Raw genomic sequence first — 13,842 nt, 5'->3', positions numbered from 1 at the left:
CTACACGACCGGTAACAACGGTACCACGACCGGAGATGGAGAATACGTCTTCGATCGGCAGCAGGAACGGCTTGTCAATCGCACGCTCTGGTTCCGGAATGTAAGAATCCAAGAAGCCAGCCAGTTCCAGGATTTTCGCTTCCCACTCTGCGTCGCCTTCCAGCGCTTTCAGAGCAGAACCACGAACGATCGGAGTGTCGTCGCCCGGGAAGTCGTACTGAGACAGAAGTTCACGAACTTCCATTTCAACCAGTTCCAGCAGCTCTTCGTCATCAACCATGTCACATTTGTTCAGGAACACGATGATGTACGGAACGCCTACCTGACGACCCAGCAGGATGTGCTCACGAGTCTGCGGCATCGGGCCGTCAGTCGCAGCAACTACCAGGATCGCGCCGTCCATCTGAGCAGCACCGGTGATCATGTTTTTAACATAGTCGGCGTGCCCCGGGCAGTCTACGTGTGCGTAGTGACGGGTCGGGGTGTCATATTCAACGTGAGAAGTGTTGATGGTGATACCACGAGCTTTTTCTTCCGGCGCGTTATCGATCTGGTCGAATGCACGAGCAGCACCGCCGTAGGTTTTAGCCAGTACGGTGGTGATTGCAGCGGTCAGAGTAGTTTTACCGTGGTCAACGTGGCCGATAGTACCAACGTTAACGTGCGGTTTTGTACGTTCAAATTTTTCTTTAGACACGGCTATATTCCTTACTATAGTGCTCTCCCCTTCAGGAGAGAGCACGGGACTTTGGTATTAACCCTTAGGCTTATTTACCACGGGCTTCAATTACGGCCTGAGCAACGTTACTCGGCGCTTCATCATACTTCAGGAATTCCATGGTGTATGATGCACGACCTTTGGTCAGAGAACGCAGCTGAGTTGCATATCCGAACATTTCAGACAGCGGTACTTCAGCGTGGATCTTAACGCCAGTAACTTCAGATTCCTGACCTTTGAGCATACCACGACGACGGCTCAAGTCACCGATAACGTCACCGGTGTTCTCTTCCGGAGTTTCTACTTCAACCTTCATGATCGGCTCAAGCAGAACTGGTTTCGCTTTCTTAAAGCCTTCTTTAAAGGCGATAGAAGCAGCCAGTTTAAACGCCAGTTCAGAGGAGTCAACGTCATGGTAAGAACCGAAGTGCAGACGAATACCCATGTCTACTACCGGGTAGCCTGCCAGCGGACCTGCTTTCAGCTGTTCCTGGATACCTTTATCAACGGCCGGGATGTATTCGCCAGGGATTACACCACCTTTAATGTCGTTGATGAACTCGTAGCCTTTCGGGTTTGAACCCGGCTCCAGCGGGTACATGTCGATAACAACATGACCATACTGACCACGACCACCAGACTGTTTCGCGTGTTTACCTTCAACATCGGTAACTTTCTGGCGGATAGTTTCACGGTAAGCAACCTGCGGTTTACCTACGTTCGCTTCAACGTTGAATTCACGCTTCATACGGTCAACGATGATGTCGAGGTGCAGTTCGCCCATACCCGCGATGATGGTCTGGTTAGATTCTTCGTCAGTCCATACACGGAAAGACGGGTCTTCTTTAGCCAGACGGCCCAGAGCCAGCCCCATTTTTTCCTGGTCAGCTTTGGTTTTCGGTTCAACTGCGATGGAGATTACCGGCTCAGGGAATTCCATACGTTCCAGAATGATCGGCGCATCCGGGTCACACAGGGTGTCACCAGTGGTTACGTCTTTCAGACCGATAGCAGCAGCGATGTCGCCCGCGCGAACTTCTTTGATCTCTTCACGTTTGTTAGCGTGCATCTGAACGATACGACCGAAACGCTCACGTGCAGCTTTCACGGAGTTCAGTACGGTATCACCAGAGTTAACCACACCGGAGTAAACACGGAAGAAGGTCAGGTTACCAACAAACGGGTCGGTAGCGATTTTGAACGCCAGTGCAGAGAACGGCTCGTCATCACTTGCGTGACGTTCAGCCGGAGTGTCTTTACCGTCGTCCAGGATACCGTTGATCGCAGGTACGTCAACCGGGGATGGCAGGTAATCGATTACCGCATCCAGCATCGCCTGAACACCTTTGTTCTTGAACGCAGAACCACAGGTTACCAGGATGATTTCGTTGTTCAGAACGCGCTGACGCAGAGCACCTTTAATCTCTTCTTCAGTCAGTTCTTCACCACCCAGGTATTTTTCCATCAGCTCTTCAGAAGCTTCAGCTGCGGATTCGATCAGGTTCTGGTGCCATTCGTTAGCCAGTTCAACCATGTCTGCCGGGATATCTTCGTATTCGAAGGTTACGCCCTGGTCAGCGTCGTTCCAGTTGATAGCTTTCATTTTCACCAGGTCAACAACACCGGTGAAATGTTCTTCAGCACCAATCGCCAGCTGCAGCGGAACCGGGTTCGCGCCCAGACGGGTTTTGATCTGGTTAACAACTTTCAGGAAGTTCGCACCCATGCGGTCCATTTTGTTAACGAACGCAATGCGCGGAACTTTATATTTGTTTGCCTGACGCCATACGGTTTCAGACTGCGGCTGAACACCACCAACTGCGCAGTAAACCATTACCGCACCATCGAGAACACGCATGGAACGTTCTACTTCGATTGTGAAGTCAACGTGCCCCGGGGTGTCGATGATGTTGATGCGATGCGGCTCATACTGCTTAGCCATACCAGACCAGAATGCAGTAGTCGCAGCGGAAGTGATGGTAATACCACGTTCCTGCTCCTGCTCCATCCAGTCCATGGTTGCAGCGCCGTCATGAACTTCACCGATTTTATGGTTTACACCGGTGTAGAACAGAATACGTTCGGTAGTAGTGGTTTTACCGGCGTCGATGTGCGCACTGATACCGATGTTACGGTAGCGTGCGATGGGTGTTGTACGAGCCATTTGTTTCCTCGTTTATCTTTTAGGCGTTCAATTTAAGTAGCCCAAAGCGGGCTGCTTACTGGAAGCGCCCGCCTGGTGACTAAAACTCCGAAGGGATTACCAACGGTAGTGTGCGAACGCCTTGTTGGCTTCGGCCATACGGTGAACGTCTTCACGTTTCTTAACTGCAGTACCTTTGTTTTCTGCAGCATCAGAAAGTTCGTTCGCCAGGCGCAGAGCCATGGATTTATCACCGCGTTTACGAGCAGCTTCAACGATCCAACGCATTGCCAGAGCATTACGACGAACCGGACGGACTTCAACTGGTACCTGATAAGTAGAACCACCAACGCGGCGAGACTTAACTTCTACAGTCGGGCGCACGTTTTCGAGAGCTACTTCGAATGCTTCCAGTTCAGATTTACCAGAGCGCTGAGCCAGGGTCTCCAGCGCGCTGTATACGATAGATTCAGCAGTAGATTTTTTACCATCTACCATCAGGATATTTACAAATTTAGCCAGCAGTTCTGATCCGAACTTCGGATCCGGCAGAATTTTACGCTGACCAATGACGCGACGACGTGGCATGGAAATACTCCGTTGTTAATTCAGGATTGTCCAAAACTCTACGAGTTTAGTTTGACATTTAAGTTAAAACGTTTGGCCTTACTTAACGGAGAACCATTAAGCCTTAGGACGCTTCACGCCATACTTGGAACGAGCCTGCTTACGGTCTTTAACGCCGGAGCAGTCAAGCGCACCACGTACGGTGTGGTAACGAACACCCGGGAGGTCTTTAACACGACCGCCACGGATCAGGATCACGGAGTGCTCCTGCAGGTTGTGACCTTCACCACCGATGTAGGAAGTCACTTCGAAACCGTTAGTCAGACGAACACGGCATACTTTACGCAGCGCGGAGTTCGGTTTTTTAGGAGTGGTAGTATATACACGAGTACATACGCCACGTTTTTGCGGGCATGCTTCCAGCGCAGGCACGTTGCTTTTCGCAACTTTGCGAGCACGTGGTTTGCGTACCAGCTGGTTAACTGTTGCCATTAAATAGCTCCTGGTTTTAGCTTTTGCTTCGTAAACACGTAATAAAACGTCCTCACACAATATGAGGACGCCGAATTTTAGGGCGATGCCGAAAAGGTGTCAAGAAATATACAACGATCCCGCCATCACCAGGCCATCTGGCTGGAGTGCTTAACCGTAAGTCTGACGAAATCAGTATAGTCAATGAGAATGATATCGTTCGAAATTTGACCAGCCAAACCGCGGGCAATAAGGTCTTCGTTCAGGGCATAGACCTTAATGGGGGCATTACGCAGACTTTCAAGGTAGCGGTTACCGTCAACTGCGGCAGTTACACCATCTTGCAATAATAGCAGTTCGTCGCCCTCACTTAGCAGGCGCAGCAGCGCAGCAAAATCCGTCAGCCAGGGTGAACGATGTAATGTGTGCAGCATAAACGCCTCAAAACCTCAAAATAACATCGTAGTTGGCGAGTTCGCGGCGTAAGGCATCTGCTTCGAGCGGCGTGGCTTCGACAACAAAGGGTGTCTGCGGATCTAACCCGCGTTCGCGCAGTGAAGCCGCACAAACCCAGCACTGTTCAATGTCGTACAGACCCAACAATTTAAAAGTGGCGATGTAATCACGCGCCAGCACTGCATCGGGCTTTTGTCCTGGCAGCAGCTGAAAAACGCCATCAGCAATAAAGAAGACGGCCAGATCGTCAGTTAATGCGGAAGTTGCCAGTAAAGCATCTAAACCTTCCCGACCAGCAGCTGTACCATGAGGCACAGTAGAAAAAACAAACGCAATTCGTTTCATCAGAACTGTACCACCCTGTCACAGGTCAGCGAGGCTTCCGCCAGCGCGCCAAGTCCGCTTAAGGTAAATCCCGGCTGAAGGTTTGACGAAGCCAGCCCCAGTCTTCCGGCCTCCGTTTCATCGACGATACCGCGGCGTAACGCTGCCGCTACGCAGATATTCAGCGCCACACCATGTTGCGCATTCAACTGTTGCCAGCAGCGCACAAGGTCAAATTCATCGCTTGCCGGTGAGGTCAATTGGTTAGCGTTATAGACCCCTTCCCGATAAAAAAAGACGCTGCTTAACTCATGGCCTTCTGCAATCAGCGCCTGCGCAAACTGAAAAGCACTACTCGCCTGTTGCGTACCGTATGCTGGCCCGGTCACCACGATGGCAAAACGCATTACTTATCTTGCCCCTGGAAATCACCGCTCTTGAACTGGCGGATGTAGAGATAGACAGTGTGTTTGGAGATGTTCAGGCGGTCAGCAACCTGGTTGATCGCATCTTTAATATCGAAGATCCCTTTCTCGTAGAGATTCAGCACGATCTGACGATTTTTGGCGTTATTAGAAACATTGCGATCGGCATTCACTTCTTCGATGGTGAACTCCAGCGTTTGGGTAACCAGATCTTCAACAGAAGAGGCAAAGTTGACGCTTGAACCGACATCCGGGGTTTCTGGCGGCACAAAGGTGCTCATAATCTGCGAGAAGGGAACATCAAGATTCATATTGATGCACAGCAAACCAATTACACGCTGTTCGCGGTTACGAATCGCGATAGTCAGGGACTTCATTAATACGCCGCTTTTGGCGCGAGTAAAGTAGCATTTAGAAACGCTGCTATCCGCTCCCGTCATATCGTGCAGCATACGTAGCGCCAGGTCGGTAATTGGCGAACCAATCTTCCGGCCTGTATGTTCACCGTTAGCAATGCGAATGGCTGAACATTTTAGATCCTGCAAAGAGTGCAAAACGATTTCACAGTGGGAGCCAATAAGCATCGCTAACCCGTCCACCACCGCTTCGTAGGATTTCAGAATATCAAAATCGGTCTGGTCGAAAGGACGTTGATCCAGTAAATCCAACTCACTGGTTTCGTTGGTTAAAAGCGACCTGGACATGAAAAAAAACACTCCTTTTCAGGAGCCTGTCGTTAACTTTTCAGGGCAGGCTCATTAATGATGCGGGTAACTAAATTAATACAGCGGAGGTTCCGCTTTCCAGCACTAATTATATCCGGCCTGTAATAAAAAAACCGCCGCCTGGTCAGGCGGCGGTTCTTAATGCTTATTTTTTAGCAGAATCTGCGGCTTTCGCATCAGCTTCCGGCTTTGCATCAGCCTTCGGCGCTGGTTTCACATCCAGCAGCTCTACGTCAAACACCAGGGTAGAATTCGGTGGGATCCCCGGAACACCCGCTTTGCCGTAAGCCAGTTCTGGTGGAATAACCAGTTTGATCTTACCGCCTTTCTTGATGTTCTTCAGACCTTCTGTCCAACCCGGAATAACACCGTCCAGACGGAAAGAGAGCGGTTCACCACGGGTGTAAGAGTTGTCGAACTCTTTACCGTCGATCAGCGTACCTTTGTAGTTCACGACAACAGTATCGCTGTCTTTCGGTGCTTCGCCTTTACCGGCTTCGACTACCTGATAAACCAGACCAGTTGAAGAGGTTTTCACACCTTTCTCTTTGGCAAATTTCTCGCGGTACTCTTTACCTTTCGCTTCGTTATCTGCCGCGTCTTTTTCCATCTTCGCCTGAGCAGAAGACTTCACGCGAGCTTCGAATGCTTGCAGTGTCTGTTCGATCTCTTGGTCGGAGAGTTTGCTCTTATCAGCAAATGCATCCTGAACACCAGCGATCAGCTGATCTTTATCCAGTTTGATGCCCAGTTTTTCTTGTTCTTTAAGAGAGTTTTCCATGTAACGACCCAGCGAAGCACCCAGTGCATAAGCTGATTTCTGATCGTCATTTTTGAACGCTGCTTTGCTGTCAGCAGTTGTAGCAGGTTTTGCAGCTTCAGCAGCAAAAGTGATCGGTGCATGCAGGGCAACGGCCATTGTGGTCGCCAGCAGCGTTACTTTAAACAGTGATTTCATCCATATCTCCAGGATCGGGGCATCTCACCCCAGGGTTAACTATTATCAGAAGGGTACTATAAAGCGTTGTCGAACAAATCTACATACAGACACGCCCTATTATCATCTATTTTCAGACTCTTTTTGTTTAAATTAGTTTCGATGACCGCGAAATGAGTGCTGTCTCGGGCAGCAAAGTTAAGTAGAATCCGCGGCGACCATTCGACAAAAGAGGTGAATCATGCAGGATTTATCATTGGAAGCACGCCTGGCAGAGCTGGAGAGCCGACTGGCTTTTCAGGAAATCACCATTGAAGAACTGAACGTCACGGTGACCGCTCATGAAATGGAGATGGCGAAACTGCGCGATCATCTGCGTCTGCTGACCGAGAAGCTAAAAGCCAGCCAGCCGTCGAACATCGCGTCGCAGGCTGAAGAAACGCCACCGCCACATTATTGAGGCGTAAAAAAAGCGGGGATTCCCCGCTTTTTTGTCACTTTTTCGGTATTAGTGGCAACCGCAACCGCCGTTACCTTTACCGCCACAGCAGCCTTCGCCACCGTGTTCATGACCGTGATCGTGGCCATGACCACCGCAGCAACCGTCGTGGTCGTGATCGTGGTGATGATCGTGCGCACCGTGAACGTGGCCATGAGCCAGTTCTTCTTCAGTCGCTTCGCGAATCGCCACAACTTCAACGTTGAATTTCAGGTTCTGACCGGCCAGCATGTGGTTACCATCAACCACGACGTGATCGTCTTCAACCGCAGTGATTTCAACCGGTACCGGACCCTGGTCGGTTTCAGCCAGGAAACGCATACCTACCTGCAGTTCATCAACGCCCATAAATACGTCTTTAGGAACGCGTTGCACCAGGTTTTCGTCGTACTGACCGTAAGCGTCGTTCGCGCCAACAGCGACATCAAATTTGTCGCCAACTTCGTGACCTTCCAGCGCCGTTTCCAGGCCAGAGATCAGGGAACCGTGACCATGCAGGTAGTCCAGCGGCGCACTCACCGGAGACTCATCAACCAACACACCGTCTTCTGTACGTACCTGATAGGCCAGGCTGACCACCAGGTCTTTTGCTACTTTCATGATATCTCCTGAGCATGGGAAGAATAGTGGCGCAGATTGTAGCGGAATTCTGCAGCCGTGTACTCACTAGCTTAAAAAAACTCGGCACATATCGCTAGTCCGGATGAAAAATCCCGATCACTTGCTCATCTTTGCGAACGTGATCGCGGGCTTCTTTGTCTGCTTCTCGCATCTGATGTCCGCACTTAACACATTCAACAATATCAATATTATTTTCGCGCCACATCGCCATTGAATCCTGTGCCTGACAGGCTGGGCATTTTGCGCCCGCAATAAAACGTTTTCGGATTGCCATCTTTACCCTCTACTCAAATTCATCCCAGCCGTCCAGCTGGCGTCGTTCTTGTTGCATTTCACGCTGGAAAATCTCTTCCAGTTCGCGTCGGGCTTCCCTGGCGCGAGAAATTTGTACGGTATCGGTATGCATTGGGATGAGCTCTCGCAGCATCCGCATATCCAGGCGGCGAAAATGCAGTTGCGCCCGCTGTGCCTGATGCGGATGCATGCCAAGCGTGACCAGCGTCTTGCGCCCCAGCTCTAACGCACTGGAGAATGTTTCACGGGAAAACTGCGTCACCCCTGCCTGTAATAACTCATGCGCTTCCACACGTCCGCGCGCTCGCGCAAGAATATGCAAATGCGGAAAGTGCTGCTGGCATATTTCCACCAGCTTCATAGTGTCTTCCGGCTCGTTACAGGTAATGACGATAGACTCAGCGGCCTCTGCACCCGCAGAACGTAAAAGATCTACCTGCGTGGCGTCGCCGTAATAAACTTTGTAGCCATATTTGCGCATCAGGTTAACGGCACTGATATCCCGCTCCAGTACAGTAATGCGCATTTTATTTGCCATCAGCAAACGACCAATCACCTGACCAAAACGCCCAAAGCCCACGACAATGACCTGCGGTTTATCATCGTTGACCCATGGTTTTTCGTCTTCTTCTTCCGGTCCGTTAAACTGGCGGGATAGCCATTTATCTACCAGCTTCATCAGCAGCGGCGTGGTCATCATGGAAAGCGTCACCGTCACCAGCAACAGCGCCATCTGGTCGCCCTGGAATAAGCGTTGTGAAGAAGCGGTAGAAAAGAGGACAAAGGCAAACTCACCGCCCTGACTCAACACGCCAGCAAACTGCATCCGCTCTGAGCTACGCACGCCATACAATCGCGCCAGCAGATACAGCACGAGAATTTTCACCGCCACCAGCACAACCACACTTATCACTACCCACAACAGATGGGTATAAAGCACCCCGAGGTTGAGCGACATGCCGACAGAGATAAAGAACAAACCAAGCAGCAAGCCTTTGAAGGGATCGATAGCCGTTTCCAGTTCATGACGATATTCACTTTCCGCCAGTAGCACACCCGCAATAAACGTACCGAGCGCCATCGACAACCCCAGCGCATCCATAAACAATGCGGAACCCAACACCAGCAGCAGCGTCGCGGCGGTGAACACTTCCCGCACACCAGAAGCTGCAATAAAACGGAATACCGGACGCAGTAAATAGCGCCCGCCAATCAGCATGCCGACAAACGCCAGCACCTTCATGCCGATCTTCATCCAGTCGAAATGTTCGTCTGCCGAACCCGCCAACAACGGCACTAACGCCAGTGCCGGGATCACCGCCAGATCCTGAAACAGCAGTACCGAGAAACCTAACTGGCCGGATTCGCTGCGATTCATCCCTTTCTCACGCATCAATTGCAACGCCATTGCAGTTGAAGACATCGCAAGGCCAATGCCACCGACCACCGCCGCCTGCCATGAGAAATGGGTCAGCATCAATAATCCTGCCAGCAACGCCGCGCTTAACAGCACCTGTGCCGCGCCTACGCCAAAAATCGAACGCCGCAGTTGCCAAAGCTTGGAGGGATTCAACTCAAGGCCGATGATAAACATCAGGAATACCACGCCGAGTTCCGAAAAGTGGAGGATCTCATCGACGTCGCTAATAAACCCCAGCCCCCACGGGCCAATCGCAATCCCTGCCAGCAAATATCCCAACACAGCGCCAATACCCAGCCGCGATGCCAACGGCACCGCAGCCACCGCCGCGAAGAGAAACAGCACTCCTGCGAGTAAAAAATCGGAACCTTCCATCAGCGGCCTCCTGGAGACAGCGGATTTGCCAGCCAGTCACCGTAGGCTCTGGCGTGGCTCGCCAGCTCCTGTGCGCTTTGCCGTCTCGCCCAGTAAATAATGATGGGACTTAACCAATGCATCCGGCACATGCCCGCCGCCAGTTCAAAGGGGCGCAGAACATCGCTCATCGGGTAGCGATTCAAGGCGTCATAGCGGTAAGCACTTTCCGGCTCGCCAGTGGTAATTACGCTACGCCAGTACTTTCCCGCCAGTTGGTTTCCCCCCGGCCCGCTGGCAAAACCACGACTTAATACCCGGTCCAGCCACTCTTTCAGTAGCGCCGGGCAGCTATAGGTATAAAGAGGATGCTGAAAGACAATCACCTCGTGCTCGCGCAGTAATGCCTGCTCACGGGGGATATCAATAAAAAAATCCGGATAGTGCGCATAAAGGTCGTGCACGGTAACATTGCTGAGCTGCGTGGCCGGTTTAAGCAGTACCCGGTTTGCCACCGAGTCCTGAGATTCCGGATGGGCATACAGCAGCAAAACTTTCGCTGGCTGAGACATCATCCCCCTCCCGGTATGGTTTTTGTGTATAGTCGCTGTTTTGGGCTACCATTGCGCCCGGTGCGGCAGCTCGCCCATACATTACATTATCATAATGATAAGTTAACATAGTCTGAACATACGGCGCCTTATGATTGTTTTTTCCTCGTTACAAATTCGTCGCGGCGTGCGCGTCCTGCTGGATAATGCCACCGCCACCATCAACCCTGGGCAGAAAGTCGGCCTGGTGGGTAAAAACGGCTGTGGTAAATCTACCCTGCTGGCATTGCTGAAAAATGAAATCAGCGCCGACGGCGGCAGCTACACCTTTCCGGGAAGCTGGCAACTGGCGTGGGTGAATCAGGAAACGCCGGCGTTACCGCAAGCGGCGCTGGAATATGTCATTGACGGCGACCGTGAATATCGTCAACTGGAAGCGCAGCTACACGACGCCAACGAACGTAACGACGGGCACGCCATCGCCACTATTCATGGCAAGCTGGATGCTATTGACGCATGGAGTATTCGCTCCCGTGCCGCCAGCCTGCTGCACGGCCTCGGTTTCAGCAATGAACAACTGGAGCGCCCGGTAAGTGATTTCTCTGGTGGCTGGCGTATGCGTCTTAACCTTGCCCAGGCGCTGATTTGCCGTTCAGACTTGCTGCTGCTCGACGAACCGACTAACCACCTCGATCTCGATGCCGTTATCTGGCTGGAAAAATGGCTGAAGAGCTATCAGGGCACGCTGATCCTGATCTCTCACGACCGCGACTTCCTCGATCCGATCGTTGATAAAATTATTCATATCGAACAACAAAGCATGTTCGAGTACACCGGCAACTACAGTTCGTTTGAAGTTCAGCGCGCCACCCGTCTGGCGCAGCAGCAAGCGATGTACGAAAGCCAGCAGGAACGCGTGGCGCATCTGCAAAGTTATATCGACCGTTTCCGTGCCAAAGCCACCAAAGCGAAGCAGGCCCAGAGCCGCATTAAGATGCTCGAGCGTATGGAGCTGATTGCCCCGGCGCACGTTGACAACCCGTTTCGTTTTAGCTTCCGCGCGCCGGAAAGCCTGCCTAATCCGTTATTAAAGATGGAAAAAGTCAGCGCAGGCTATGGTGATCGCATTATTCTCGACTCGATTAAACTGAATCTGGTCCCCGGCTCGCGCATTGGTCTGCTAGGCCGCAACGGCGCGGGTAAATCGACATTAATCAAACTGTTAGCCGGTGAACTTGCGCCAGTCAGCGGTGAAATTGGTCTGGCGAAAGGGATCAAGCTCGGCTACTTCGCCCAGCATCAACTGGAATACCTGCGCGCCGACGAATCGCCTATTCAACATCTGGCACGTTTAGCGCCGCAGGAGCTGGAGCAAAAACTGCGTGACTACCTCGGCGGCTTTGGTTTCCAGGGCGATAAAGTAACCGAAGAAACGCGCCGCTTTTCCGGTGGGGAAAAAGCCCGCCTGGTGCTGGCATTAATTGTCTGGCAGCGTCCGAATCTGCTGCTGCTCGACGAACCGACTAACCACCTTGACCTCGACATGCGTCAGGCACTGACTGAAGCATTAATCGAGTTCGAAGGCGCGCTGGTTGTCGTTTCGCACGACCGTCATTTGCTGCGTTCCACCACTGACGATCTCTACCTGGTTCACGATCGTAAAGTCGAACCGTTCGACGGCGATCTGGAAGATTATCAACAGTGGTTGAGCGACGTACAAAAGCAGGAAAACCAGACCGACGAAGCGCCAAAAGAGAACGCAAACAGCGCCCAGGCACGTAAAGATCAGAAGCGTCGGGAAGCGGAGCTGCGTGCGCAAACCCAACCGCTGCGTAAAGAGATCGCCCGTCTGGAAAAAGAGATGGAAAAGCTGAACGCACAGCTGGCGCAGGCGGAAGAGAAACTCGGCGACAGCGAACTGTACGATCAAAGCCGTAAAGCGGAGTTGACCGCCTGCCTGCAACAGCAAGCCAGCGCCAAATCCGGCCTGGAAGAGTGCGAAATGGCGTGGCTGGAAGCCCAGGAGCAGCTTGAGCAGATGCTGCTGGAAGGCCAAAGCAACTGATGGCGCAGATAACGACGACCGATGCCAATGAATTCAGCAGCAGTGCTGAATTCACCCCTATGCGCGGCTTTAGCAATTGTCATCTACAAACCATGCTGCCGCGTCTGTTTCGTCGCAAGGTGAAATTCACCCCGCACTGGCAGCGACTGGAGTTGCCCGACGGCGATTTTGTCGATCTCGCGTGGAGTGAAGATCCTGCACAGGCGCGGCATAAACCGCGTTTAGTCGTGTTTCACGGGCTCGAAGGCAGTCTCAATAGCCCTTACGCCCACGGTCTGGTTGAGGCGGCGCAAAAGCGCGGCTGGCTGGGCGTGGTGATGCATTTTCGCGGATGCAGCGGTGAACCAAACCGTATGCACCGCATTTACCATTCGGGTGAAACCGAAGACGCCAGCTGGTTTTTACGCTGGCTGCAGCGCGAATTTGGACATGCGCCAACGGCTGCCGTCGGCTATTCGCTCGGCGGTAATATGCTCGCCTGTTTGCTGGCAAAAGAAGGTAATAACCTCCCGATTGATGCAGCGGTAATTGTCTCCGCGCCATTTATGCTGGAAGCCTGTAGTTATCATATGGAAAAGGGCTTTTCCCGCGTTTATCAGCGTTACTTGCTGAACCTGTTAAAAGCCAATGCCGCGCGCAAGCTGGCAGCCTACCCCGGAACACTGCCGATTAATCTCGCGCAGTTAAAATCGGTACGTCGCATCCGTGAATTTGACGATCTAATCACCGCCAGAATTCACGGCTACGCTGACGCTATCGACTATTATCGTCAGTGTAGCGCCATGCCGATGCTCAATCGGATCGCCAAACCGACGCTGATTATTCACGCCAAAGACGATCCGTTTATGGATCATCAGGTGATCCCGAAACCGGAAAGTCTCCCCCCGCAGGTGGAGTATCAACTGACTGAACATGGCGGTCATGTTGGCTTTATTGGCGGTACATTACTTCATCCGCAAATGTGGCTGGAGTCACGCATTCCTGACTGGTTAACAACGTATCTGGAGGCGAAATCATGTTGATTCCGTGGCAAGACCTCTCCCCCGAAACGCTGGAAAATTTAATTGAAAGCTTTGTGTTACGTGAAGGCACCGATTATGGTGAACATGAGCGTACACTTGAACAGAAAGTCGCCGACGTCAAACGCCAGCTACAGTGCGGAGAAGCGGTGCTGGTATGGTCGGAGCTGCACGAAACGGTCAATATCATGCCGCGCAGTCAGTTTCGCGAATAACCTGCAACCGTCGGCGGACGAGATAATAATGATAGCTA

17 protein-coding genes are annotated in these 13,842 nt (G+C 52.0%); 4 read left to right on the top strand and 13 right to left on the bottom strand.

Features of this window, described 5'->3' with window-relative positions; genetic code table 11:
* The 9 genes from ACJHWT_RS10205 to fkpA form a co-directional block, all read right to left on the bottom strand.
* A partial coding sequence (locus tag ACJHWT_RS10205) for an elongation factor Tu (protein ID WP_001719701.1) occupies window positions 1-697 on the bottom strand: 697 nt, incomplete at its 3' end.
* 70 nt (window positions 698-767) lie between these two features.
* Entirely contained in the window at window positions 768-2,882 is a 2,115-nt protein-coding gene (gene fusA, locus ACJHWT_RS10200; protein ID WP_000124703.1) for an elongation factor G, read from the bottom strand.
* Window positions 2,883-2,978: 96 nt separating this feature from the next.
* Window positions 2,979-3,449, bottom strand: a complete 471-nt coding sequence (gene rpsG / locus ACJHWT_RS10195; RefSeq protein WP_001138043.1) for a 30S ribosomal protein S7 — start codon at window positions 3,447-3,449, stop codon at window positions 2,979-2,981.
* A 96-nt stretch (window positions 3,450-3,545) separates the two neighbouring features.
* Window positions 3,546-3,920, bottom strand: a complete 375-nt coding sequence (rpsL, locus tag ACJHWT_RS10190) for a 30S ribosomal protein S12 (protein ID WP_000246815.1) — start codon at window positions 3,918-3,920, stop codon at window positions 3,546-3,548.
* 125 nt (window positions 3,921-4,045) lie between these two features.
* The gene (gene tusB / locus ACJHWT_RS10185; protein ID WP_000903370.1) at window positions 4,046-4,333 is read right to left on the bottom strand and encodes a sulfurtransferase complex subunit TusB; all 288 of its coding nucleotides are present in this window, start codon (window positions 4,331-4,333) and stop codon (window positions 4,046-4,048) included.
* A gap of 7 nt (window positions 4,334-4,340) precedes the next feature.
* Window positions 4,341-4,700, bottom strand: coding sequence for a sulfurtransferase complex subunit TusC (gene tusC / locus ACJHWT_RS10180; protein ID WP_000820734.1), 360 nt, complete (start codon window positions 4,698-4,700; stop codon window positions 4,341-4,343).
* Window positions 4,700-5,086: a sulfurtransferase complex subunit TusD gene (gene tusD / locus ACJHWT_RS10175; RefSeq protein WP_001209688.1), complete on the bottom strand. Its 387-nt coding sequence runs from the start codon at window positions 5,084-5,086 to the stop codon at window positions 4,700-4,702. Before tusD ends, tusC begins: the two co-directional genes overlap by 1 nt.
* Window positions 5,086-5,808, bottom strand: coding sequence for a transcriptional regulator (locus ACJHWT_RS10170; RefSeq protein ID WP_000091466.1), 723 nt, complete (start codon window positions 5,806-5,808; stop codon window positions 5,086-5,088). Before ACJHWT_RS10170 ends, tusD begins: the two co-directional genes overlap by 1 nt.
* Window positions 5,809-5,974: 166 nt before the next feature.
* Window positions 5,975-6,787: an FKBP-type peptidyl-prolyl cis-trans isomerase gene (gene fkpA, locus ACJHWT_RS10165; protein ID WP_000838261.1), complete on the bottom strand. Its 813-nt coding sequence runs from the start codon at window positions 6,785-6,787 to the stop codon at window positions 5,975-5,977.
* Window positions 6,788-7,007: 220 nt separating this feature from the next.
* Between fkpA and ACJHWT_RS10160 the strand changes: the two genes are divergently transcribed.
* Window positions 7,008-7,226, top strand: coding sequence for a protein SlyX (locus ACJHWT_RS10160; RefSeq protein WP_001153615.1), 219 nt, complete (start codon window positions 7,008-7,010; stop codon window positions 7,224-7,226).
* A gap of 48 nt (window positions 7,227-7,274) precedes the next feature.
* Here the strand turns inward: ACJHWT_RS10160 and slyD are convergent, their stop codons facing one another.
* From slyD to kefG, 4 genes are all read right to left on the bottom strand, one after another.
* On the bottom strand, window positions 7,275-7,865 hold the full coding sequence (gene slyD / locus ACJHWT_RS10155; RefSeq protein WP_000861334.1) for a peptidylprolyl isomerase: 591 nt from the start codon (window positions 7,863-7,865) through the stop codon (window positions 7,275-7,277).
* Between the two features lie 94 nt (window positions 7,866-7,959).
* Window positions 7,960-8,160 (bottom strand): YheV family putative zinc ribbon protein, encoded by a 201-nt coding sequence (locus ACJHWT_RS10150; protein WP_001007730.1) that lies wholly within the window; start codon window positions 8,158-8,160, stop codon window positions 7,960-7,962.
* A 9-nt stretch (window positions 8,161-8,169) separates the two neighbouring features.
* Window positions 8,170-9,975, bottom strand: a complete 1,806-nt coding sequence (gene kefB, locus ACJHWT_RS10145) for a glutathione-regulated potassium-efflux system protein KefB (RefSeq protein ID WP_001696259.1) — start codon at window positions 9,973-9,975, stop codon at window positions 8,170-8,172.
* A complete protein-coding gene (kefG, locus tag ACJHWT_RS10140) occupies window positions 9,975-10,526 on the bottom strand; it encodes a glutathione-regulated potassium-efflux system ancillary protein KefG (RefSeq protein ID WP_001297514.1) in 552 nt (183 codons plus the stop codon). Before kefG ends, kefB begins: the two co-directional genes overlap by 1 nt.
* 130 nt (window positions 10,527-10,656) lie before the next feature.
* Here kefG and ACJHWT_RS10135 point away from each other — a divergent pair, with 130 nt between their 5' ends.
* The 3 genes from ACJHWT_RS10135 to ACJHWT_RS10125 are packed head-to-tail and all read left to right on the top strand — an operon-like array spanning window position 10,657 to window position 13,804.
* The gene (locus ACJHWT_RS10135) at window positions 10,657-12,570 is read left to right on the top strand and encodes an ABC transporter ATP-binding protein (RefSeq protein ID WP_000634798.1); all 1,914 of its coding nucleotides are present in this window, start codon (window positions 10,657-10,659) and stop codon (window positions 12,568-12,570) included.
* A complete protein-coding gene (locus ACJHWT_RS10130) occupies window positions 12,570-13,592 on the top strand; it encodes a hydrolase (RefSeq protein WP_000057375.1) in 1,023 nt (340 codons plus the stop codon). The genes ACJHWT_RS10135 and ACJHWT_RS10130 overlap by 1 nt, the downstream gene beginning before the upstream one ends.
* Window positions 13,586-13,804 (top strand): YheU family protein, encoded by a 219-nt coding sequence (locus ACJHWT_RS10125; RefSeq protein ID WP_000907085.1) that lies wholly within the window; start codon window positions 13,586-13,588, stop codon window positions 13,802-13,804. Before ACJHWT_RS10130 ends, ACJHWT_RS10125 begins: the two co-directional genes overlap by 7 nt.
* Window positions 13,805-13,842 lie beyond the last annotated feature (38 nt).

Origin of the sequence: Escherichia sp. WS338 (assembly GCF_046486405.1) — a bacterium.
Classification (GTDB): domain Bacteria; phylum Pseudomonadota; class Gammaproteobacteria; order Enterobacterales; family Enterobacteriaceae; genus Escherichia; species Escherichia coli.
The sequence above is the reverse complement of the archived record's forward strand: the minus strand, read 5'-3'. Positions and strand labels throughout refer to the sequence as shown.